Source organism: Pseudoalteromonas sp. XMcav11-Q (assembly GCF_040104525.1).
GTDB lineage: Bacteria > Pseudomonadota > Gammaproteobacteria > Enterobacterales > Alteromonadaceae > Pseudoalteromonas.
Genome location: NZ_JBECOX010000007.1, coordinates 83526 through 108639 on the forward strand (window position 1 = coordinate 83526; position 25114 = coordinate 108639).

Annotated in this window: 19 protein-coding genes; all 19 read left to right on the forward strand. The window is 41.0% G+C overall.

Annotated elements, in window-relative coordinates:
- Positions 1–538: 538 nt before the first annotated feature.
- The 19 genes from ABMY45_RS12920 (at position 539) to ABMY45_RS13010 (ending at position 25105) form a co-directional block, all read left to right on the forward strand.
- The gene (locus tag ABMY45_RS12920) at positions 539–1894 is read left to right on the forward strand and encodes a radical SAM protein (RefSeq protein ID WP_010607032.1); all 1356 of its coding nucleotides are present in this window, start codon (positions 539–541) and stop codon (positions 1892–1894) included.
- A 127-nt stretch (positions 1895–2021) separates the two neighbouring features.
- Positions 2022–2240, forward strand: a complete 219-nt coding sequence (locus ABMY45_RS12925) for a hypothetical protein (protein WP_010607031.1) — start codon at positions 2022–2024, stop codon at positions 2238–2240.
- 292 nt (positions 2241–2532) lie between these two features.
- Positions 2533–5469, forward strand: a complete 2937-nt coding sequence (locus tag ABMY45_RS12930) for a S8 family serine peptidase (RefSeq protein WP_102057810.1) — start codon at positions 2533–2535, stop codon at positions 5467–5469.
- A 100-nt stretch (positions 5470–5569) separates the two neighbouring features.
- Complete coding sequence (locus tag ABMY45_RS12935) at positions 5570–6133, forward strand: hypothetical protein (RefSeq protein WP_010607029.1); 564 nt, start codon at positions 5570–5572, stop codon at positions 6131–6133.
- A 619-nt stretch (positions 6134–6752) separates the two neighbouring features.
- The gene (locus ABMY45_RS12940) at positions 6753–6935 is read left to right on the forward strand and encodes a hypothetical protein (RefSeq protein WP_010607028.1); all 183 of its coding nucleotides are present in this window, start codon (positions 6753–6755) and stop codon (positions 6933–6935) included.
- Between the two features lie 81 nt (positions 6936–7016).
- The gene (locus ABMY45_RS12945; RefSeq protein WP_100215558.1) at positions 7017–8432 is read left to right on the forward strand and encodes a radical SAM protein; all 1416 of its coding nucleotides are present in this window, start codon (positions 7017–7019) and stop codon (positions 8430–8432) included.
- A gap of 39 nt (positions 8433–8471) precedes the next feature.
- A complete protein-coding gene (locus tag ABMY45_RS12950; RefSeq protein WP_349288965.1) occupies positions 8472–11321 on the forward strand; it encodes an insulinase family protein in 2850 nt (949 codons plus the stop codon).
- A 44-nt stretch (positions 11322–11365) separates the two neighbouring features.
- A complete protein-coding gene (locus ABMY45_RS12955) occupies positions 11366–12292 on the forward strand; it encodes an MvdC/MvdD family ATP grasp protein (protein ID WP_010607025.1) in 927 nt (308 codons plus the stop codon).
- Positions 12293–12370: 78 nt separating this feature from the next.
- On the forward strand, positions 12371–12514 hold the full coding sequence (locus tag ABMY45_RS12960) for a hypothetical protein (protein ID WP_157757260.1): 144 nt from the start codon (positions 12371–12373) through the stop codon (positions 12512–12514).
- A 962-nt stretch (positions 12515–13476) separates the two neighbouring features.
- The gene (gene glmU / locus ABMY45_RS12965; RefSeq protein WP_010607024.1) at positions 13477–14835 is read left to right on the forward strand and encodes a bifunctional UDP-N-acetylglucosamine diphosphorylase/glucosamine-1-phosphate N-acetyltransferase GlmU; all 1359 of its coding nucleotides are present in this window, start codon (positions 13477–13479) and stop codon (positions 14833–14835) included.
- 163 nt (positions 14836–14998) lie between these two features.
- A complete protein-coding gene (locus tag ABMY45_RS12970; RefSeq protein ID WP_010607022.1) occupies positions 14999–16243 on the forward strand; it encodes an HlyD family efflux transporter periplasmic adaptor subunit in 1245 nt (414 codons plus the stop codon).
- A gap of 18 nt (positions 16244–16261) precedes the next feature.
- On the forward strand, positions 16262–18400 hold the full coding sequence (locus ABMY45_RS12975) for a peptidase domain-containing ABC transporter (RefSeq protein ID WP_349288966.1): 2139 nt from the start codon (positions 16262–16264) through the stop codon (positions 18398–18400).
- A gap of 165 nt (positions 18401–18565) precedes the next feature.
- Complete coding sequence (locus ABMY45_RS12980) at positions 18566–19753, forward strand: hypothetical protein (protein WP_174170145.1); 1188 nt, start codon at positions 18566–18568, stop codon at positions 19751–19753.
- Between the two features lies 1 nt (position 19754).
- The gene (locus tag ABMY45_RS12985) at positions 19755–20822 is read left to right on the forward strand and encodes a histidine kinase (protein ID WP_010607019.1); all 1068 of its coding nucleotides are present in this window, start codon (positions 19755–19757) and stop codon (positions 20820–20822) included.
- Complete coding sequence (locus ABMY45_RS12990; protein ID WP_010607018.1) at positions 20791–21579, forward strand: LytTR family DNA-binding domain-containing protein; 789 nt, start codon at positions 20791–20793, stop codon at positions 21577–21579. Before ABMY45_RS12985 ends, ABMY45_RS12990 begins: the two co-directional genes overlap by 32 nt.
- A gap of 261 nt (positions 21580–21840) precedes the next feature.
- On the forward strand, positions 21841–22425 hold the full coding sequence (locus ABMY45_RS12995) for a hypothetical protein (protein WP_010607017.1): 585 nt from the start codon (positions 21841–21843) through the stop codon (positions 22423–22425).
- 16 nt (positions 22426–22441) lie between these two features.
- Positions 22442–23137: an ABC transporter ATP-binding protein gene (locus ABMY45_RS13000; protein ID WP_010607016.1), complete on the forward strand. Its 696-nt coding sequence runs from the start codon at positions 22442–22444 to the stop codon at positions 23135–23137.
- Positions 23137–24351, forward strand: coding sequence for an FtsX-like permease family protein (locus tag ABMY45_RS13005; protein ID WP_349288967.1), 1215 nt, complete (start codon positions 23137–23139; stop codon positions 24349–24351). Before ABMY45_RS13000 ends, ABMY45_RS13005 begins: the two co-directional genes overlap by 1 nt.
- Positions 24344–25105, forward strand: a complete 762-nt coding sequence (locus ABMY45_RS13010) for an outer membrane lipoprotein-sorting protein (RefSeq protein WP_010607014.1) — start codon at positions 24344–24346, stop codon at positions 25103–25105. The genes ABMY45_RS13005 and ABMY45_RS13010 overlap by 8 nt, the downstream gene beginning before the upstream one ends.
- Positions 25106–25114: the final 9 nt, after the last annotated feature.

Below are 25114 nucleotides of genomic sequence, written 5' to 3' on the forward strand. Positions count from 1 at the left end.
GCGCATCTTCAGGGACGGGGATAGATAAAAGTGTGTATCAATTCTTGTTGTTTGCCCATCAATTGCAACTAAGTCAGCAAGCTCTTGCCATTTCTGTTTGGTTTCTTTAGTAATTTATCAGCGCTTAATGCATAAGTAATATGCACTTATTCACGGCTGCACCCATTATTTTGTTGCTTGCTTTCTGACAAATCGCTTTTACTCAATGCATTGTTGAAAGATGATGTGATCCCACCGTGGGATTACCTGTAAGCAGTTTGCTTTTTAACCGCTTCATCAGAGGTCGTATACCATCATCTGAATTCGAGTGCTTAATCTCTCAAGCGTTAACCTGCTTCATTATTACTTAATGAAAACAGAGCTAAAAATCCCGCTAATTTTTATCAAACTCTTATTTTTTGAGAAGCTATTTTTATCTTTTTGTTTTTAAACAATAAATTTATTTGTTGTAATTTGCCTTACAAATTTTTGACTGACATGATTGGACCTAAGTTTGAGACGCTATGACATTTGGCGTGTTTGAAATGGGGCATAAGGCATGACAAATACATTAGAAAACGCTGGTGTGAAGGTTCGAGAGTATGATCGGAGCACCTATGCTGTGTGGGAAATTACCTTAAAGTGTAACTTAGCCTGTAGTCATTGTGGTTCTCGTGCGGGTGATAAACGAGCTGATGAGCTGTCGACTACGGAAGCGTTTGATTTAATCAAACAGATGGCTGATCTAGGCGTAAAGGAAGTGACCTTAATAGGTGGCGAAGCTTATCTACGTCCTGATTGGTTGATGATTGCGTCAGAAATAAAAAATAAAGGTATGAGAGTCACCATGACGACTGGAGGTTACGGCATTTCCAGAGGAACCGCAAAGCGCATGGCTCAAGCGGGCATTGAAGCAGTCTCAGTTTCTATTGATGGTCTTGAAGATGAGCATAATAGTATTCGTGGCAAGTCTGATTCGTGGAGCCAATGCTTCACCACATTATCTCAATTTAAAGATTTGGGAGTACATACTGGAGTAAATACTACAGTAACAAGAAAAAGCGCAAAGGACCTTCCTTTATTGTACGAAAAATTAATTGATGTTGGCGTCAAAAACTGGCGAATCCAATTGGCCGTGCCAATGGGGAATGCGGCTGATAATAATGAGATGTTGATGCAGCCTTATGAATTACTCGATCTGTATCCATTATTGGGGTTGCTGTCAGTTCGTGGCAGAAAAGACGATCTCATAATTCAACCTGGTAATAATGTTGGTTATTTTGGTCCTTATGAACGTTTGCTTAGAGGGACTTTTATGCAAGAGAGTAAGTACTCGTTTTATACCGGTTGCGTTGCGGGACAAGGAGCTATCGGCATTGAAGCTGATGGCAAGATCAAGGGATGTCCATCATTGCCGAGCGAAGAATATACAGGGGGTAACATCAGGGAACGTACATTGAAGGATATTTATGAAAATGCACCAGAACTGAATTTTAATAGTCAAGAAATGGACGATGCGTCGATTGCACATTTGTGGGGTAATTGTAAGGGATGTAAATACGCGAAACTGTGCCGAGCTGGTTGCAATTGGACTGCTCATGTATTTTTTGGAAAGCGAGGAAATAATCCTTATTGCCATCATCGAGCATTAACTTTAGCCGCCAGCGGTTTACGTGAGCGCTTTCAGCAGCGCGTTGCGGCTTCAGGTATCCCGTTTGATCACGGTGTATTTGAAATCTATGAAGAATCAATCTCTGCGACATCTAATGACAACGTAAATCGCTTCACTATTCAGGGTATAAATTTTCCTCCTTCTTGGTTGGCGACAGACTCTAATCTGAGAGAGCGATTAAATAGCGAGAAATTAAATGCAATTCATCAATACAGAGCGTTAGGTTTAGCTAAAGCTGTGTGAGTGAATAAAAGTCTGTGGCGGCAGACTTCTAGGTGTAAATGATAGAGGCACCAAAACTTAGCGGTTTACCGCAAAGTATACTCTCGAGAGTACAAGCTCTATCAATAAATGTAATAAGGAAAATAAAATGAGAAATAAAAACTACGATATGCAAGAGCTGAATAATGCAGCCGAGTTACTTGAGTTAGTCGAAGGTGGCACACTGCATGATAATGGCTTAACACCTGTTCCTTGGGATTTTCCTCGTGTTATTCCAGACCCTATTGACCCAGTAAAGCCTCCGTTTCAAATGTCTTACGGTATCTGGATCCCACCATATGATTTAGCTAAGTACTCTTTGAAATAAGCAATGCTTAAGGGGCGGAAGAGATTTCTTTTGCCTCTTTGTTACCTCATACCCCAACTGTTTACTAGGGTCACAAATTTTCATCAGCAATAGCATTAGGCTTTCTTAACTAGTTGATAGTGCTCTGGACAAATCGTGCGCTCTAGTCTTTTGATTTAATCACAACGACTACTTAACAAGCGACTGTCCAATAAGCGTCTCTCAATTATTAGCTGAATACTTCATATGGTGGAATAGGAAATAGAATAAACCCTTCAATACTTTGAAAAAGATAATAAAAAAGGAATAGAAGATGAAATTTAGTAAACTTGCACAAAGTTTATTATTGGCACTTTTGCCCGTAGGGCACATATATGCATCTGGAGCCGATGAGAATACAACACCTATTGTTGTGAGCTACACTCAGGGAAATTTACCCTCAGCATTTGTTGCGCGGTCAACGCTGTTATCTTCAGATGGTATCCGTACTTATGCTTCTCTCACCGTTACCCAGAATGAACTTGACTCTCTACTTGTAGAATCACTTAATCAAGGTGGTTTACTGCGGATTGAGGGAAATCATAGGTATCATTTCCCTCAATTACTTTCTCATAATGCGGGTGATAAATCGCAAAATCAGCTTAACTGGCAACAGTTAACAAAGCTTTCTAAACTGGAGGTTCAGACCGTTGGTACAACGAAAGTGTGTCTGATCGATTCAGGTGTTCAACTTAATCATTCCCAATTGAGCTCACAGTTATTTTCAGGGCTGAGTAGTGAGTATGCAGGCTTCTGGTATCAAGATGCGATTGGGCACGGAACTCACCTCGCTGGACTACTTACCGATCCTGTTTTTGCGAACGGTGAAATATCCGTTGAAGTACGAAAATTACTACGATCGGCTAATGGTGAGAATTCTATTATCCGCGATTCAGACCTAATTAGTGCCATAGAGCAATGTGCAAATTCAGGTGCTCAAGTGATTAATATGTCGCTTAGTAGTCCATACTTTTCATCTGCTACTCGAGATGTGATCGATAGACTTGCCTATGACAGAGACATTATTTTTGTTGCTGCTGCGGGAAATCACGGGATACCTCAATCAGATAAAGGTGACTACCTAGCGTTTCCAGCGGCTTATCGAAATGTGATCGCCGTTGGCGCGATCGATGAAAATACGGATCTTGCATATTTTTCCGCTGAGAATGCCAGTATTGATCTAGTTGCGCCCGGTGTGAATATTCGTTCGACAATGACAAATCGTAATCGAGTGACTGCGGTGAGCAATAAGGTAGGAAATAAACTGCACTTTGTTCAGATTGATAATGGTACTCAGGACTTTCCAAATGAATTGAGCTTAGTGGAAAATTGCTTGGTAGCGCTGCCTAAAACGCTATTGGATGAGCATGATACACAATATGCTCTATCCCCTGAAAGCAAGCAGTGGTTAAAAGATGCTACAGACACATGCGCTGATGCTAACGGTAGTGGGATAGTATTTACTTATGATGTTGGTATTGCAGATACTACCATTAGCAAGATCGATTTTAGTACAAGCTTCCCGACTCTACTTATTCCAAACTTGACGTTAACACACGGAAGTTCAGAGACATTCGATTTACAGGTTGATGTAAATCAGTCTGAGTATGCTGTTTTATCCGGCACATCACAGGCAGCAGCCATTGTAAGTGCTGGTATAGCCAAACTCAAATCAGCTAACCCTAATGTGGATAGAGAAACGCTAATTCAAGCGTTATTTGGCAGTGCCGAAGACCTGGGACAACAGGGTAGAGATGGTAAATTTGGTTTTGGATTAGTCGACTTTTATAAAGCAAACCAAGTATTAAATGGCGAGATTGAGTTACCGGAGCAAGGTGTAAATCACTGTCCTGCTTCTTGGTATAGTAATCGCGCGTATACACAAGGGGAGCGTGTTGCTTTTGGCCGCTTTGTTTATGAAGCGAGCTATTGGTCAAAAAATCAAAACCCTTTATTCTCCGATGGTGATTATGAAGCGTGGAGCTATATCGGTGAGTGCGATAAAACTCAACCTAGTTATACCGCAGACTTCGATAGTGACTATGCCAGTTCTGGTTACCAGTTATCAGAAATAGAACGAATCACAGTGGTTTATTCATGTGAAAGCTACACACTAGCTTGTGGTGGAGGTAATTCTGGTGGCGGATTTGGTGGCTTCATTAGCTGGGGTTATGGTGGTGGTTCAGGTTTTTCTGACGGCGGAGGCGGAGGAGGCGGCTCATCATCAAGTAATCAAAATAGTCAAAAAGAGAAAGAAGCTAAACAATTTAAAGAAGATGCAGGCGATATTACTAACGTTGTCGCGCAATTCCAGTTGAAGCTAAAGCAAATATTAAATGGCCTAGACCCAAATAGTTCAGCCTATAAACAAGTCAATGGAATGCTTCAAAACTTAGGTAAACTCGCCGATAGGCTCAACAGTGGCGTACAAGGCTTTAGTCACGCTTGGAATGGTGAGGGTCAAGAAGCGTTAGCTGAGGCACTTGCATTTGTGGTTGCCGTTAAAACTGGTAAAACGATCGATGCTGTTGGTCGAATGTTAGGTAAAAACCCTGTAGTTGCTGTTGGCAAGGCTGCAGTCTCTGTTGGGTTCAGCTACGCGGCTGGTAATAGTGTTGAAACAGCTGTTGAAAATTTTGTTTACGATACGTATGTCAAGGATGCGATGACTGCTGCTAGCTATTATCAAAAAGTCGTGAATAAAGGAAATGAAATACTCAATGACATGCGCTGCGGTTATCAGCGGGTAACTAGGCCCGATATGTTATGTCGAGAGCATCTGAGAAGCATCGATCTGCTTGATAACACGTACATTGTTATGCTTGATCTAGATAACAATGGTGTTCGCTGGCAGTCCGCGCAAGCAGACAGAGAGATTTCCTTAGGTCAAAGTGACGGAATGTTATTCATAGACTTTAACGGAAGCGGCGAGCTCGACAGTGTTAATGAAGTGCATTTTGGTCATGCAGATACTCAGTTGGATACTTTATTGCTATTAGATAGCAATCGCGACTTGAAGATAGACGCATTAGATAGCAATTTTGACCGTCTAATGGTTTGGCAAGATCTTAACGCGGATGGTCGAGTCAATTCGGATGAATCTATCTCTGCCGCTAGTTTAGGGTTGGTAATCCATTTAGAAACTCCAAGCTTACAATTTACAGCGACAACTCATAGCGGTCCGGTAGGACTAATTAAGAGTAAGCAGTAATCGGCAAGCAGCCACGGAATGCTAGTTATTTTGTGGCTGCATATTTTCCATAGTTTGCAGTAATATCAACTTAAAAATAGCAGTAAAGGGAACATCAATCGTGGACGATCACATACAAACCTCTCCCCGAGGGGAGTCTACACTGGTAGATGAAGTAAACACTACGCAATTTTACTTTTCAATTAAAGTATCTCGTCTATTATTTGCATTAGCCGTTTTTTTCGGCATATCAGCTTGGATGTCGGAGGGGATATACTCACCGCAGAGCGCAGCGTCGGCGTTTAAGTCTGAACTTCTCAGTAACCCTAAAATACTTTTTTGGTTTAGCTTATACTGTGTCACTTTTATGGTCTCGGCTGGATTTTATTTGTTGGTTACGATTCAAAATAAGTTGGTTTTAGATGTCAAGAATTGCACGATTGTGATTTCTTATCTGTTTTTGCGAGACAAAACGATCGATTTTGAAAGCCTTGATAGCTTATTGGTGTTTCAAGATGAACATGAGCCATCTTTATTTGGCTTACATTGCCAGGACAAAGACCAACGCAGGGATAAATATCTAAGTAAGGGTATATGTTGGAGACTAGCAGAATCGCAATTGGCAGCATTTCTTCAAGTGATTAAAAAACACCGATTAGATCTCGGAGTTTCGCCTTGGGATTGAAGTGTACCAAACATAGTAAGCATCACTCTTACGAGATTATTCATAAACTTTTCCAAACTCCTTTCGCATCACACGACTGTTGATCTTAGTAGGTCATACTTTTGAATGGCCATCATCATTTTATCTCTCTAGGCCGTACGCTCATGTTATAGACACTGAATGATTAATGGGGGCTCATCAACTGTCTCTCATCTGTCAAAGTGTTTAGTTTGATTTTTACATTAGCTGAATATCAATATCAAACCAATAATATACTCTTATTTGGCCATAATGTTGGTGCTTAAGATTATGATAATTATAGTTAAGTTGTTTTTTTCCTTTGTTTGATTTAAAACTTTTTTAGCAACAATATTGAGCCATACCGAATTGAAGAGATGTGTTATTTACCTTTCACACTTTGCAACTTTAAGTCGGTCTGGCAGGTGGCTGTACTCAACTCTACTTCTCCACTTTGTCTGAAAATCGATTACCAAAAAAAGCGAGATAGTATCAATCTCAGCGCCACAAAAGGACAGTGGTTCTGTGTTGGTTGGAAGATCTAGCGATGCCTTCCATTTGAAGCTTCAAACTTGGTAATCAAACTACATGTTATTTTTTAAAAATAAATTAGGATAATAAAATGAAAGACTTACATCAAAATATGCAAGATGTTACCGAAGCAAAAGAACTACTTGTAAAAGTAGAAGGTGGTCTATCACCTATCAAATTCCCTGGTGATGACAAATTACCACCTTGTGACTGGTGGGTTTGCCCTCAGCCGTTATACGGCGTAATCATCGATCCTCCATTTGAAAAGTTCTAAGAACGTTTCGAATAGATCGTGATTGTGTTGGTGGCGCGTTATGCGCCACCAATAAGACTTGAGCTACTAGGGGTTAAAAATATGTCAGTCAATATGGATAGTGCAGGAATAAAAATAAAAAAAGAAGCACGCCAAACTTATGCAGTATGGGAAATTACGTTGAAATGTAATTTAGCGTGTAGTCATTGTGGCTCGCGAGCAGGAGACAGCAGAGTAAATGAACTCTCCACAACAGAAGCATTAGATTTGGTCCATCAAATGGCTGACCTAGGCATTAAGGAAGTTTCACTGATTGGTGGTGAAGCCTTTATGCGCCCAGACTGGTTGATGATAGCTGCTGAAATTACCCGCTTGGGTATGAAAGCATCAATGACAACTGGCGGCTTTGGTATTTCTGAAGGAACAGCTAAACGTATGAAGCAGGCTGGTATTTCAACAGTTTCTGTTTCTATTGATGGATTAGAAAAAGAACATGATTTGCTCCGAGGAAAAGTTGGAGCTTGGAAGCAATGTTTCCTGACAATTGAACGATTGACCAACGTAGGAATTAATGTTGGTTGTAATACTCAGATAAATCGTTATTCGGCAAAGCAACTGCCTTTGCTTTACCAGAAACTTGTAGATGTGGGGGCTAGAGCATGGCAATTGCAGCTAACAGTACCTATGGGTAATGCTGCAGATAATGATGAAATGCTATTACAGCCGAATGAATTACTTGACGTTTTCCCTCTAATTAACTTTCTATCTGTTAGAGGTAGGCGTGATGGCTTAGCTGTGCAAGCAGGCAATAACATTGGTTATTTTGGACCTTATGAACGTCAGCTTCGAGATAATAAATCCACTCATTCTGAATGGGCTTTTTATAGAGGTTGTGGAGCCGGGCAGAATACACTCGGTATAGAAGCTGATGGGAGCATTAAGGGCTGTCCTTCATTACCAACAAATGCATACACTGGCGGTAACATTAGAGAGCGTTCATTACGCGATATCTATGAAAATACTGATGAGCTTAGATTCAACGATATTAATAAACCTGAAGATGCGACCAAACACCTTTGGGGAGAGTGTGCAACCTGCGAATTTGCAAAGGTTTGTCGTGGCGGTTGTAACTGGACCTCTCATGTATTCTTTGGCAAGCGTGGAAATAACCCATATTGCCACCACCGAGCTGTAAAGATGGCAGTAAGAGGTAAACAAGAAAGGTTTTTCATTCGAGAAAAAGCGTCTGGAGACCCATTTGATCATGGGGTATTTGATTTAGTTGTTGAAGATTTCAAACCTTTGGATCCACAGGATACATCTGTATTCAGCTTAGCACAGGCGCAATTTCCTGAAAATTGGCTTGAAGCGGACCCCAATTTGGTCAGGCGTTTGTTTACTGAAAGGGGCCTTGTTATGAAGCAATACGTTGACTCAGGTATTGTACCTAAAGAGGAATCTCCTTGGTTCGATAAAACCCAACGAGAAGCACTGATGTCTAGCGCTGTGCCAGCCTAAGTAATTATAACACCGATAAATTTTAGAGGTATGTGAGTTATGTTTAACAACAGATTGTCTTTAGTCGCTTTGGCATTACTTTCTCTTAATGCTACAGCACAAAAAAATACTACGATAACGCAACTGACTTCTGCTGTACCATCTGATATTGCACAGTCTCAATTTATCAAAAGTGTGCAAGATGACAGAAGTTATGATGAGCTCGTATTGGAAAATGGCCTACGAGTTGTGGTTGTCTCAGACCCCAGTATTTCAGAAGCTGCTGTAAGTTTGACGGTTGGTGTTGGCCAATATCATGACCCTGAATCTTATCAAGGGCTGGCTCACTTTCTGGAACATATGATCTTTCAGGGATCTAAGGCTTACCCTAAGCCAAATGCATTGAAGGATTTTATTAGCAAGCATGGCGGACAATATAATGCCGCCACTGAATTGCAAATGACGAGTTACTTCTTTAGTTTACCGCAAGATAAATTTGATACTGCATTGACGATGCTTAGTGATGCAATCGTTAATCCTCTTTTTGATAAAGAAAATATTGATAATGAAATCAATGCAGTAGATCAAGAGTGGCAACGATTGAGGCAACAAGATAGCTTCGTGATTAACCGTACGGCCGCCGTAACCGTTAATCCAGAGCATCCAATTAGAAAGTTCGGTGCAGGCAATAAAGCTTCATTAAAGAGTAAATCAAATAAGAATGACCTCTATGCAGCGATGGCTAACTTTTACAAGCAGTATTACTCTGCAAACTTAATGACAGTGACGCTAGTGGGAGGGGAGTCGACTGGCGAATTAAAATCGTTAGCAAAAAAGCACTTTGCAAAAATAAAAAACTTACAGGTTGAACCCCCAATTATTTCAACACCGGTATTTACAGAAGCTACACTAGGCCAAGAAATCAAGCTCCAAACCAAAGTTGCTACCGATCTATTACTATTACAGTTTCCATTGTCTTCAAACTTTGCTAATTGGCAATTTAAGCCAAATGCGTACATTCAAATGTTATTGGCTTCTCAAGAACCGGGGTCCTTGGCTGCTACGCTGACTGAGCAAGGGTTAATTGAAATGATGCTACCTATGTTGATACCCAATAGCTACGGCCTTGAGGGTACTGCGCTGGTACAATTTATGTTGACTGAAAAAGGCAAGATGCATCAGGAAAAAATAGTCGCAGCATTTTTTGATTACGTTGAACTCATTAAGGAAACTGGGATAACTGAAGGATATGCCGCTGAGCTAAAACAAATGCTTAGTGGTCAATTTGAGAGCTACCAAAAGCCTCCCGCGCTTCATTTGGCAATGCAGTTTAGTCGTATGATGCAAACTGTACCTGCTCGCGATATCCTTCATTTTGATACTTATTTTAAAGGTTTTAATTCAGCAGTCATTCGCGAAAGTTTATCTAATCTCACCTTAGAGAAAGCCAGAATATGGCACATTAGCAACGATGAAAAAACGGGCACTTCTTTGCAATATGCACAAGGTAGCTACCATGTTGCTCCTTTGTCCGATTCGGCGAAAAAAAGTTATGCAGATTCAGGGTTGAACTTTAAGTTGCATTCGCCTTCTGTAGAAGAAGAGGTTGCTACACAGCTTGTTAAGCAAAGTAACGAGCTACCTAGCCAAGTTGTTGCATCAAAGGGTATTAGTGCTTGGTTGAAAAATAGTGAACATTTTACACAGCGTCAGGGCGTTTTAGGTATATCCATTGAAAGTGCAATACTTAATCAAGATGTGAAAAATCACACAATGCTGAACTTGTTAAATGTGATGATGATAAGAGAGCTGCAAAGGTTGGGGACTCGTGCTCAACAAAGGCATCAGATAAACCTGATGGCGATGCAGAATGCGCAAGGAAATTTAGCGATCACTCTCTCAGGGAAAACAGGAAAGCAAGATTATTATGCTGAGCAGCTTTTTAAAGAAATTACCGGCATGGAAATTTCGGAATTTAGACTTGAAGCTGCGAAAAAGTTGTATTTAGAATCTTTAGAAAATCTAGATAAATTGCCGCTTGCGTACCAGTCGGAACTGCATTTTGGTCGACAAGTTAAGACTGAAGCGATGTTGTGGACAACAGAGCAGGTTATCGCACAACTTAAGCAAGTTAATACCAAGGAATTAGCTAGTTTTCACAATAAGTTAGTAAGTAACACTTACATCGATATATTTGCATTTGGTGGTTATGACCAAGCTGATGTGCAAAGTCTTGCGTATAAAGTAAGAGAAACTTTTGGTCCAACATCCCAGACCCAAAAGCCACAGATTACAACCAAATATGCTCCTCAAAAAGGTTATATGACGAATGATAAACAGCGCTCTTCACTGGATAACGTTTATTATAGAGAGAGTTATATTTACGCCGAAAAATCCGCGCCCACGTATGCTGCGCTTATGGTGTTGAACCAGTTTTTTAATAGCTCAATATTCAATACTTTGAGAACTGAAAAGCAAATGGCTTATGCGGTAGGGAGTAAAGCGTTTAAGGTACATGATTATCCAGCTTTCAGTTTATTTATTGAAAGTGCAAATACCTCGTTACCAAAGATTAAGTCCGAGTTTGATAATTTCATTATGTCATTTTATCAAGGACTTGAAAAAATGGATGAGAAGGAGTTTGAGGTTGTTAAAGATGGATTGCTTGTCAGTTTAGAAAAGCAGCCTGAAAATGTATTTATTGAATCTCAGCGTTACTTCGAAGATTGGTTGAGTGGTAGGCTCGATTTTAGTTCTCGAGACGAGCTGATACATTATCTGAAGCGTGTGAATAAGTCACAAATTATTCAAGCCTATCAGCAATTATTAATTGACTATCAGGGTGAAGTGCAATTGCTTCAAATTAAAGGCCCGAATTCTAATAGTGAATACTTTGAATTTGAAGAATAAATTCTGCTGTAACGCAGGCCAGTATTGCGAGGCTTAGAGTAAAAATGGCAATTATTGTTATGGGACAAGTTGAAGATGCTCATACCCAGCATATGTTTCAACAGTTAAAGCGCTGTCGAGATGAGGTATACCATTTTCAATCACATGATTTTCCGTCAAAGTGTCAGTTGAGTTTTGATTTCGTAGATAATAAACATTCGATAAGCCTTGCCTGTGGAACACAGATTTCTCTTGATGATATTGAGGCTGTGTACTGGCGAAATTTTTCTGGGGTGAGTGATGAATCGACACGTGAGAATGTGGGCAGTTTGGATAGCTTAGCAGCACAGGACAGCATGGCTACTATCCGCACTTGGATGCAGTTAAACAATAATACTCGCTGGTTTAATAGCTGGGCGGCATATCAATATCATTTGGAGAAACCGAGGCAGTTGGCCAGAGTAAAAGAGCTCGGCTGCCTGGTGCCTAGTACTTATATTGGTAATGAGCTTCAAGCGATCCAAGCGGCATATAAGGCTTTTGATAAAGCGATATTCAAACCAGTTTATGGCGGTGCATATACGGAATGGCTAACTGCTCAGCATATTGACCCAGAGCATGCTCTCGTTGCTCTGCAAAAGTCACCCATCACTGTGCAAGAGTATATTGAAGGCACAAATGTACGTACATTTGTGGTTGATGGCAGAGTTGCTTCAGTTGCAATTGACAGCAACAGTGTTGATTTTAGAGAAGATGATCTTGCAAGTATGCGATTGGTCAATACGCCTTTAAGTATAAAGAGCCAAGCGATCGCCGTAACGAAAGCGTTGCAACTTAACTGGACCGCGATTGACTGGAGACGAACGGCGACTGGTGAGTACTATTTCCTTGAAGCTAATCCCTCACCGATGTTTCTCGGTGTAGAAGAACGCACTGAAGTGCCAATCACAAAATGGCTGATAGATGCGATGACAGAAAGTAAAAATAAATAATTTTAACTGTTTTGGTATAAATCGGGTGGCGGCCCTCTCGTATCAAAACTTACTTGTAGATGTAATAAGGAGAAAACTATGCATCCATTTTCATTGAATAAAGCGCAGCAAAAGAAAGTAAACGGTGGTTTACCTATTAAAGATCTGAAGAAAGAGACGCAGCCTGCTGGTTGTGTTGAAGGCGGCGGTATCATTCCACCTGATTTCTTTAAAGATATGTAATTAAAAAAGAGCCGAGTGTACGCTTTGGCTCTTTTTTTATACTTTTTAAGTAAGCAGTCTTTAAAACTATTATTTTTTGGATTTTTAAATGAAACCGTAGTTAGCGTGACTAAAAATGGTAAAGTTTATATAAATCAATAAATTACTGTTGTGGCGCAGCAAAATAAAAACCCAAGTCATTCTAAAAGTGGAAATTCTGGTGATTGAGACCGTGACCAAGACCAGCGATAGTTTTGCTGTCTTTATAACACAAGGGGTTAGATATTGAACTCGAGTTATTTATTAAAGATTCTATTTTCTGTGGTCTCTTTTAATGTTTTCTACTTACTTTTTACTCTTTTCTTTGAAAGAGACTTTGACTTTTATGTCTCAATTTTTGGCAGTTTTGGTATTCTATTCTCGATATTTGTTTTTTCATCCGAAGATGAGTGAGTTAATTGTTTTTAACGAACCTGAGATTTACAAAAACTAAAATTGCCGTTGAGTTGTGAAGTTTATCTTATCCGGCAATGTATTAGCTCTATGCTTTTGGTAACTCTACCTACGAAACCGTTGTATAGCTATTTTTGAGCTCTTTCATTATCTTCAGTGTTTTCGTCAGCTTAGTTGTCATGCATATCATGGGATCACTATAATTGGCGTACAGTGTTTGAGATTCATCTATATGTGGCTGGTGTAGGTTGATGAGCTGTTCGCTGCCCATTGAAAGGAACGCTCTCGATACCGGATAAAAAGCTGTGTGCGGATAAACACTCTCATTATCAATAGTTTCTTTTTCAGCCGGATACTCTCTTACGTTTCTGAACAATCCCCGCTACAATATTGCAAAATTTGTACTGAGTAAGTACTTATCTGCCTGCTAATTTTAGGTATCGCGATGCACATAGAAGTGATGGCGTTAAAGGCGTAAGTATAGAAAAGTACACCTGTTTAACTGACACAAGAAAAAGGATCCTGTGTTCATGCCATTAAATACAATTATTCTGGCTGCGGGTAAAGGTACCCGCATGCGCTCAAAACTGCCAAAAGTACTTCACCCTATTGCAGGAAAGCCAATGGTGCAGCATGTCATCGATAATGCGGTGTCTCTTGGGGCGCAATCGACCAATTTAGTATTCGGACATGGTGCGCAGCAATTAAAAACTGCTTTGGCACATAACGAAGTAAATTGGGTTCATCAAGCTGAGCAATTAGGTACTGGTCACGCGGTTGCGGTTGCGAAAGAGCATATTGGAGATGAAGATAAAGTTTTAATCCTCTATGGTGATGTTCCACTGACAAAAAAGAGCACGTTACAGCGTTTACTAAATGTGACGCCAGATAATGGCCTTGCTGTACTCACTGTTGATTTAGCAAATCCAACTGGCTACGGCCGTATGTTACGTGAAAACGGCAAATTAGTTGGTATTGTGGAACAAAAAGACGCGTCTGCTGAGCAACTTGCTATTACCGAAATCAATACAGGCATAATGGCGGCAAATGGTGGGCTATTAAAGAAATGGCTTGGACAGTTATCTAATAATAATGCACAAGGTGAATACTATCTCACTGACATCGTAGCTATGGCGCACAGTGAAGGGATAGAGATTACTTCTGCACAGCCTGATGACGAAATGGAAGTTGAAGGTGCGAACAACCGTGTGCAGCTTGCTGCTTTAGAGCGTGCCTATCAGGCTTGGCAAGCAGAAGCTTTGATGGTTAACGGTGCAAGTCTAGCGGATCCTGCTCGTATTGATGTCCGTGGTCAAGTAACGACCGGCGAAGATGTTCAGATTGATGTTAACGTGATATTTGAAGGTCATGTTGAAATTGGCGATGATGTCGTCATTGGCCCAAACTGCGTACTTAAAAACTGTAAAATCGGTAATGGTGTTGTAATTAAAGCCAATACCCTTATCGAAGATGCACTGGTCGCTGATAAATGCACTTTAGGCCCATTTGCTCGCCTGCGTCCTGGGGCGATAATGGAAGAAGACTCTCATATTGGTAACTTTGTAGAGATGAAGAAGTCGCGCCTAGGTAAAGGATCAAAAGCTAATCACTTAACTTACCTCGGTGATGCCGAAATAGGTGAAAAAGTGAATATTGGTGCTGGTACCATTACTTGTAATTACGACGGCGTTAATAAGTCAAAAACCATCATTGGAGACAATGCTTTTATCGGCTCAAATTCATCACTAGTTGCACCTGTTGAGATCGGTAGCACGGCAACGATTGGTGCGGGCTCTGTTATTACGTCAACTGTAAAAGATGAGCAACTAGCAGTAGCGCGTGGAAAGCAGCGCAACTTAGATGGCTGGCAACGCCCAATTAAAAAGTAGTAATGTTATTTCATTATTACTTTCATAGAGATAGGTTTAAATTTCTCTAACTTTTAGTAGGGCAAGTTATGACTTGCCTTATTTCATTCCTTTCTGTTACCGCCCGTGGTACATTGTATTTTCAATAAAAAAATATTAACAATAATATTACCCAATAAGTGCTATGGAAAATTTATTTCGCCGTGAGGTGTTTGAGCATAAGCAGCATCGCTTAGAGGGCACAATTAGCTTAATCCAACCACCTGTATTTAAAACACTGGGGTTACTCATTTTAACGGTTGTGATTTTAAGCATCGTGTTTCTATCAAGTGGTAGCTATACCAGAAAGGAAAGAGTATCTGGCGTTATTGAACCCAGTGGTGGGCTACTGCGCGTTGCTGCAATGCAACAAGGTGTGGTGTCCGAAGTGTTGGTCAAAGAAGGGGAGCAGGTCGCTGCAGGACAACCTTTACTGCGTATTGCATCCGCAAAACATAGCACCGAAGCCACTGAGTTAAATCAAGCATTATTGAATCAATATCGCTTTCAACAAAAGAACTTACTACAGCAGATAGAGCAACTGCGTGGACAGTACCAACTTGATATAGAAGAGCTGCAGCAACAAGAAACCACCGCAAGAGAAAAGCTAAAAGAGCTTGAGAGCCAAGCGGCCACGTTCCAAGAGCGGCTGCTACTCAATCAAGATTTGGTATCACAAATTGCAACCTTAAAAGGCACTGGGTATATTTCTGAACTTGAATTACAGCGCCAAAAAGACACTTTGCTTTCACTAAAGCAGCAAGCTTCTTCAATTCGCTCAGAGCGTATAGCGCTAGAATCGCAGCTTAAAAACATCAAAAATCAATTAGCTAAATTGCCAATTGAACACCAAAACCGAATTTCTCAGCTGCAATCACAACAAGCCGATCTACTGATCCAAATCTCGTCTATTGAGCAGGAACGACTTGGTGAAGTCCGTGCTACCCAATCAGGTATAGTCACAGGATTGCTTGCTAAGCTTGGTAAAAATGTTTCCATGGGGCAGCATTTACTGACCCTTATCCCTGAGCATAGTGATATGCAAGCTATTGTTTATATACCAACTTCAGCTTTTGGTTTTATCAAAGAAGGTCAGGAAACTAAATTGCGCTATCATGCGTTTCCCTACGAAAAGTTTGGTATTTACAAAGGGAAAATTGTGGAGCTTAGTAACAGCGTTATTTTGCCCGAAGAAACCAATATGCCTGGTATTATTCAAGAGCCCGCTTATCGAGTCGTGGTTGAGTTAGACGAACAAGCTGTCAAAGCATATGGTAAAGACACAGCTTTGCGGGCTGGTATGACTTTGGATGCCGATATTGTGGTCGAAGAAAGGTCCTTGTTGCGCTGGTTATTTGACCCAGTATTTAGCATTAAAGGTCAGTTATAAGAAGTAAAAAGGGTTGATATGGAAATGGAACACGAAGGCGCGGCCAGCAAGTTAGAGTTTTGGTCACGGAAATCTTTACCTGTGATCATTCAATCGGAGGCTGCTGAGTGTGGTCTTGCGAGCCTTGCTATGGTTGCTGGATATCACGGTTACCATACTGACTTAACGCGTCTGAGACAGCGCTTTAGTATTTCAATCGAGGGTTGTACGCTGCTCGATATTATGCACTTTGCTGAAAAACTTCATTTAACCTCAAGACCACTTCGGATTGAACTTGAAGATCTTGATGCACTGCAAACTCCGGCTATTTTACATTGGAACATGAATCACTTTGTGGTACTGAAAAAGGCCAACGAAAAACGTATTGTGATCCATGATCCAGCCAGTGGTGAAAAAACCTATACGATGGAAGAGGCTTCTAAACACTTTACAGGAGTGGCACTGGAGCTGACTCCAACAAAGGAGTTCGAAAAGAAAGAGCAAAAAGCGAGTCTTAGATTTGCTGACTTCTGGAGCCGTATCACTGGCTTAAAACGTTCGTTACTGCTTATTTTTATGCTTTCTATTTTGCTGCAAGTGTTTACGCTTGCTGCACCATATTATATCCAATTGGTGATAGACGATGTCATACTAACCGGGGATACCTCATTACTTACTGTGCTTGCGGTTGGATTCTTTTTAGTACTATTGTTTGAGATAGCTACCAATGCACTGCGGGGCTTTACGTTACTGCATTTTGGCAATCAAATGAATATTCAGTTGGGAGCTAATCTCTTTCACCATTTAGTACGTCTACCCATTACCTATTTTGAAAAGCGCCATATGGGGGATGTTGTTTCACGGTTTGGCTCTCTTCAGCAAGTAAAGCAGCTACTTACAACAGGAGTAATCGAAGCCATCATTGACGGTTTAATGGCGATAATCACTCTAGCGATGATCTTCTTCTATAGCCCCATGCTATCTGCCGTCGTAGTTATCGCCGTTATTGCTTACGCGATTATCCGAATTGCTATGTATAAACCATTTCGCAATATCAGTGAGCAGGAAATTATGGCGCGCGCTGAAGAAAACTCCAACTTTATGGAAACGGTACGCGGAATTCAGACGATTAAATTGTTTGGTTCAGAGGTTAAGCGAGAAGGGCAGTGGCAAAATCGCTACGCTAGTGCGATTAACCACAATATCCGCTTGGGCAATTTTAAAATTGGTTATGACGCGATTAACCGAGCACTGTTTGGTGTTGAGAATATCATCGTCGTTTATTTAGCTGCACATCTCGTTATTGCTGGTGGATTTAGCACAGGGATGCTGTTTGCTTTTATGTCTTACAAGCGTCAATTTATGGATAAAACCGCTAACCTAATCGAGAAACTCATAGAGTTTAAAATGCTGGGCCTACATTTTGACCGCATTGCCGATATTGCTTTAACAGACAAAGAAGAGTTGCAACCTGATCAATATCGTAAACTGAATATTGAAGGCAAAATAGAGGTGAAGAATGTTTCCTTTGCGTATTCTGATGCAACACCAAATGTTATTGAAAAACTAAACTTAACAATCAATGCGGGTGAGTCAGTAGCAATCACAGGGCCTTCCGGTTGTGGTAAGTCGACGTTACTTAAGTTAATGCTGGGGCTAAATAAACCATCCAGTGGTGAAGTTTTGGTGGATGGCATATCTCTTAGCCAAGTTGGTGCAAGACAGTATCGTCAGCAGATAGCTGCGGTGATGCAAGACGATGAACTCCTATCCGGTACTGTGGCTGATAATATTGCCTTTTTTGATTCACCAATCAATATGGAAAAAGTGGTGCATTGTGCTCAATTAGCAGCTATCCATGATGATATTAGCGATATGCCAATGGGCTATGACAGCCTGATTGGTGATATGGGGTCGAGCTTATCCGGCGGTCAAAAGCAGCGGATCATCTTGGCGCGTGCTCTGTATAAAGACCCTAAGGTTCTGTTTATGGATGAAGCAACAAGCCACCTTGATACGGGGCTGGAAGAAGATATCAATGAAGCGGTATCGCGGTTGAAAATTACCCGTGTGATCATTGCGCACCGTAAAGAAACTATCGCCTCGGCTGACAGAGAAATTAAGCTCAAAAAGCCAGAAAAGATGGACTCGGAAATGGAAACGTCTGCGTCGGAATAGGCCGTGAGAGAAAGCTGGTACCAAGCTTGCTCCCGTTTTCTGAAGCTTAGTGTTCTTCAACCGTTTATCACGCTAGTTCACCATTTATCTGAGCATTCTTCCGTTTGTCGTTTGGTCTCCAATTGATGGTAGCAAGCCGTATGCTACTCACATCTGGAGGGCATAATGCAAAAACGAATCAACCACTATTTATTATCAACCATTCTCACCTTGTTAAGTTACTCAGCGAATGCAACGGTTGAGTTTGATACAACTTTGCGAATGAACATACAAGATCTTAGTGCCAGTAACGGTCAAATCTTTGATGAGAAAGACACGACTTCCTGGTTTACTGCTCTCGATGTTAGTTCAGAGTTTAATGGGATTAGAGTTGCGGCCACTGCAAACTGGATGAAAATAGCAGGGGGGTCTGAGCTCAATGTTGAAGTTTCTGAGGCTTACTACGATTTCACGTTAGGTGATTGGTTTGCGTCAGTCGGCAAGAAAAAATTGGATTGGGATGTTGGCTATGGTTTTCGGCCTCTAGACATGTTTTCTCCTACTGATTCTCTTGCAGTTTATACTGCTGTGCCACCTGGTGCGTGGATGGTAGTGGGAGACTATTTCACCGAAACTGGTAGCGTAAGCCTTGTGTGTAACGAAACTACTCCAGATTATCTAGAAAAAGGGGTGAAAGTGGCAGCAAGCGCTGGCTGTGGCGGGCGCTATTATCGATACTTCGAGAGTTTTGAAGCTCAGGCCGTTGCACATTATGATGAAAAGTTAGGCGTGAGAGTTGGCGGTAGTGCTGTTACTGTTATTGGGGATAGCATGGAAATTCATAGCTCATTACTTTGGCAGCAAAGGCATAGAATGCCGATTTTTGACCCGCGCATATTGCAATCAGACAGCTTTATTCCTTCAGTTCAAACACAATGGCAGCGTGGTAGTCTTCAAGCCCTGATGGGTATCAATTACAGTTTTCGTTTTGGGATGACTCTGATTGCTGAGTATTGGTACGATGGTCGCTCACCGAGTAATACGCAGTGGCGTGACTTAATTAGGGCTGCAGATGGTAATATAGAAAGTCATCAGTTACACGTAATGCGAGGGCATTTTGCGACCCAAAATTTGTTCAGAGATAACTTGCTGCTGCACCTGAGGACGTCATCGACAACTTGGCAACCTACATTAACTTGGGTTGTAAACCCTAGTGATAACAGTATGTTGATTGATGGTAAGCTATGCTATAGTGGCTTCAAAAATAGCCCACTATGTGGTGGTATTAGGCAGTATGTGGGTGGTAATGAATCCATCTATGAGCAGCTTAGCTTTGACAAGACATGGTACTTTTCTACGGAACTAAAATTTTAATATGGGTCAAACAGTGGACTCACCGTTTAGTGGTGATAATTGGAAGAAAAATGTTCAGTTGGCATTTGTATGTACACTAATCGGAATTACGATTTACGCAATAGGGTGGGCTAAGTACTCGGTAATCTCGGTGCTGATATCACTCGGGGTTGGTTTTACAATCCGATTATCAAGATTTTGGTTGGCTACAAATTACTCAAGCATGAAGTTGGCTACACAATATGCAGCCGCACTGATTTTATCATTTTTAGTCTGGGGCTTAACACCTATTCTATTAAGTGTACTAAAGAGCTCTGGTGGTTATGTTGATGACCTGCAGCAGTACTTAGGGATTTTTGTTGTTGGTGGTTTCATTATGGTTGTGGTTAGTTTCATTTACTATCGCAGTGAACAAACCGCGCAATTAAGACGCTCTCTATATCAGTTCGAACTAGATCAAGTACAAAAAGATAAGCTATTACTAGAAACCCAGCTTAGATTACTTCAATCTCAGATTGAGCCGCATTTTCTTTTTAACACACTTGCGAATATCCAAGCGTTGATTGCGGTTGACGCGAAGCAAGCGAGCAAAATGCTTTCAGCATTAACTGCTTTGTTGAGGCAGAGCCTTGACCGGACTCGTACGGAGTGGCTGACACTTGGGCATGAACTCAGATTTAATAAAGCTTACTTGGCCATACAAAAAATTAGACTAGGCGAACGTCTCCATATTGAGTACGATGTCACTGATAAAATCACAGATGACATTTTGTTTCCGCCGATGTTGTTACAACCGATCATGGAAAATGCAGTAACACACGGTATAGAGCAGATTAAATCAGGTGGTATGCTGAAGCTAATAATAAAGCGTGCCGAGCAGAATGTGATTATTATTGTGTCGAACGATTGCAATATCGGGGGCAGTAAAAGAAAGGGCACGAATGTTGGCCTGAAAAATGTGCAACAACGAATGGAACAGCTTTACGGGGACCAAGCAAAACTGGTTTATGACGATAGCCAAGCGGGACAGGTTTGCGTAACTTTGGAGGTACCTATTAATGTCTCAACTCATAAAAGCAGTGATCGCTGACGATGAGCCTATTTTAAGAGCTCATTTGAAAATGATGCTGAAAGAAGCGTGGCCAGAGCTGAATATTGTCGGTCAAGCTGCTGATGGTGAAGAAGCATTAACACTCGTTGGTGCTTTTTCACCTCAAGTTGTGTTTTTGGACATTAACATGCCTGGCATAGATGGATTAGAGGTCTCGCGGCAACTGTGCGAACAGGTACAGCCACCGTATGTCGTTTTTATTACGGCTTATGATGAGCACGCGGTGGTGGCTTTTGAAAACCAAGCCATTGATTATCTGTTAAAGCCCATCGAAGAGTCTCGCTTAGAACGGACTGTCGAGCGTCTACAAAAACTATTAAGTCAACAATCTCCCTATTTAAATCAAAAAGCTCAGCTCAGTGAGATTTTTGAAGAGTTGCTAGAATCCACTCAGTCAGCCGCGATAGGCAGTTACCTAAAATGGATCAAGGTCAACAAAAATAATGAACTCCATGTTGTTAATACCTCGGATATTGAGTATTTCATTGCTGATAATAAATACACAGAAGTTCACACTGCAACAGACACTTATTTGATCAAAACAGCAATTACAGCGCTGGAAAATGCGCTAAATCCAGAAATGTTTTGGCGTATTCATCGAAATTGTATTGTTAAAGTTGAAAATATTCAAAAAGTTACTAAAGATGAACTCGGTCATGTTTACGTAGATTTAAAAGATAGCAGCGAAAGGTTAGTAGTCAGCCGAAAGTATCAATCGCTTTTTAAGCAGATGTAATATCCCTTCAGGCGCTAAGAACTAAGATTTTTAGTATCTCGTATCTACACATGTGCTCCACTAATGGCTCTATTATAAAGACAACAAGTTAACTCATTCCTTGTTCACACCTTGGGTTAATTCAACGCTTAAACCACACGTCACTTTATCTTTGATATTTACCGTTTATCCCACTTAAGCGCAGGTTATCACCTCGTTTACCACTGAATGTTTGATTTTCTTATGATGCTTACACTAACAGAAAAATGAAGGGTAATAGTGATGACAAGCAAATCAATCATAACAATCGCAATAACAGCAATGGGCTTATTAAGCTTAAATGTCGAAGCTGAAAATATTATACCTGAGCAGGTAATCGAAGCCTACCAAGCGGGGCTACAAGGCTCGAAAGAACAAAATCAATTCGCTTTTAATGCACTAAAAGAAATTAACGAAAAAGCACCAAATCCAGTTGTTCTGGCGATGCTAGGTAGCACAGAGACAACACAAGCTCGTTATACCAACAAGCCATGGCAGAAAATGCAATATGCTGAAAAGGGGATGGCGAAATTGTCCAAAGCAATCAAGCAGGTTAAGTCTTTACCTTATTCATTGCAGGCACGAGTCAATGTAACTGCTGGTTGCACTTTTGCTCAGGTTCCAAAAATGATGAATCGCGCAGAGCATGGAAGTTACTTACTGAACAAAGTAATCAGTGAAAGTGAGCAGTTTAAACAGTTAGAGCCTGCTTTACAGGTTAGTGCGTACCGTTGTGCAGCAGCTGCAGCTGAGAAGTTGGATGATGCTGAGCAAGCAAAATTGATGGCGGAGCTGGCACAAAAGCTCCTGTTAGCTAGCACCAAATAACAATGAGGACGCTTCTATGCTGCGTTTTGAAAACATTCGAAAATCTTATACGACATGTGATGTAACTGTCGATGCACTTAAGGGGGTTTCTGCGCATATTCATGCTGGCGAAACCGTTTCTTTGTGCGGCCCGTCTGGTAGTGGCAAATCTACGCTACTCAATATCTGTGGATTACTTGATGAGCAGTATCAAGGAGATATATGGATTAATGATCATCCTATACCGAAGAAAAAAAGCTTGCTGACGCAGATTCGAAGAGAAAAGCTGGGCTTTATTTTTCAGCGCTACAACTTAATTCCTGTGATGTCAGTGCTCGAGAACATTGAATATCCGTTGTTGATGTTAAACCTTAATAAACAGCAAAGAATGGATAGGGTTGTCGAAATTGTTCATAAAGTTGGCTTGAAAGATCATATATCTAAACGTCCTGACCAGCTTTCTGGTGGTCAACAACAACGTGTCGCAATCGCACGAGCACTGGTGAAAAAGCCACAGTTAGTGATAGCTGACGAACCCACTGCTAATTTGGACACACCAACTGCAAACATGGTGATGGATCTAATGCGTGATCTAGGTAATGACATGGGCACGACATTTATCGTTGCTACTCATGATCACCGGATGACGGATCGCTGCCATCGAGTATTAAACCTTGCTGATGGGCACATCACAGAACAGTTGCAACAAGTAGACAACAGGAGAGCAGGGTAATGCGTTGGGTTGTATTTGCATTTTTTAACGTACTAAGAAACGGACGACGTTCACTGTTCACAATTTTGGTTGCTGCGGTAGCGGTGGCCGCTATTTTAACCACCAGTGGATTTGCGCTGTTTACTTACCAATCTTTGGCTGAGAAAGCAGCAAGAGATGAAGGTAACTTTATTATCACCCATAAAAAATTGCTGGAAGAAGAAGATATGCCGTTGCAGTACGGTTTGTCAGACACTGAGTTACTGCAAAATCAACTATTAGAAGATGAAAGGGTAAAGAATGTTCTACCTAGAATCAATTTTAATGGCCTGGTTTCAAATGGTGAAAAAAGTTCTATTTTCATTGGGTTGGGTGTTGAACCAGAAGAGTTCATGGTTAAAGGACCATTCTTAACCATGGTATCTGGTCAGGCTTTATCGAGTTTTAGTGACCTAGAAGCCGAGTCGCAAATTGTGCTAGGTAAAGACTTAGCTCGGAGTTTAAAAGTGGCTGTTGGTGATTATGTGACGCTAATGTCGACGACCACGGATGGCGCGTTAAATGCCTTAGACTTTCAAGTTCGAGGGATTTATACAACAGGTGTGCCGGACTTAGATAAGCGCCAGCTATACATTAAACTTAGTGACGCCCAATCTTTACTCTACACCGATAAGGTTAGCTCGCTTTCTGTTTACTTATTTGACTTGGATAATACTCGAAGTACTGTCGCGCAATACGAGCCAAGAGATCCATCTTTGGCCTTTGTCCCTTGGTGGGAAAGAGCTTTTTACTATCAATCAGTTAAAGATTTATATAACCGAATCTTTGGCCTATTGGGTGGAATTATGGTGTTACTGGTGTTCTTTTCCATCTCAAACACAATGGCGATGGCTGTGACTGAGCGCACTAGGGAAATAGGGACGGTAGCAGCAATGGGATCTTACCAATGGGAAATCATCAGGAACTTCATTCTTGAGTCCAGCATCATTGGTTTCTTAGGCGCAACAATCGGCATTGCTATCTCGACCATTGTTGCTTGGGGTCTCGTTTATCTGGGGTTAGAAATGCCACCACCACCAGGAAGTAACCAAGGGTATCCACTTACTATTACGTTTTCATGGGAAATTGCGTTGAGTGTAATGTTAATAATGATTTTAGTTTGTGTATTAGCGGCATTCAAAGCGGCATACAAAGGTAGCGCGAAACCAATAACGGAGGCATTGAACCATGTTTAATAAACTTACCAAAACTTTACTACCTGCAGCGATATTAGCGTTTGCTTCATTTAGTGTTGGTGCTTCACAGCTTACTAAAGCAGATGCACAAGCTACATTATTAAAAGTAGATGCATTTAGAAGTGAGTCAGCGTCAGTGAAGGTGTCTGCCACCGTAAAAGCTTTTGATGACGATATCCTTAAGCATACAAAACAATACGATGTGTATTCATCGTCATCAAAACGTGCGTTGGTGGTTTTTAAATCTGACTCTGAAAAGGGCCAAAAGGTACTGATGAAAGGAAGCGACTACTGGATGTTTATGCCCAAAAGTCGCCGCCCAATTCGAATCACCCCGATGCAAAAACTGCTTGGTGAAGCATCATTAGGTGATATTGCAACTTTGAGTTGGAGTGAAGAGTATCAAGTTAAAAGCGTTGCACAAGTTGAAGGTGTTATTAAGCTTGAACTACAGGCTAATTCAACCAAACTAAGCTATCAAAATATCCTACTGGAAATTGATCAAAAAGATTATTTTCCTAAAAAAGCAGAACTTTATTTGCGCTCAGGTAAACATGCCAAAACGGCATTTTTTGAACGTGGGATCCGCGATGACAAAGTCAAAGTTGTAGCAATGACTTTACAAGACAAAGTGCAGAAAGGACAAAAAACCGTTATTGCATATGATGAAGTACAACAGATTGAAGTACCAGATAAATTATTTAATCCACAGATACTCATCCGTAGCGATTTAGACCTGTTACTTACCGAATAGGAGCAGGGT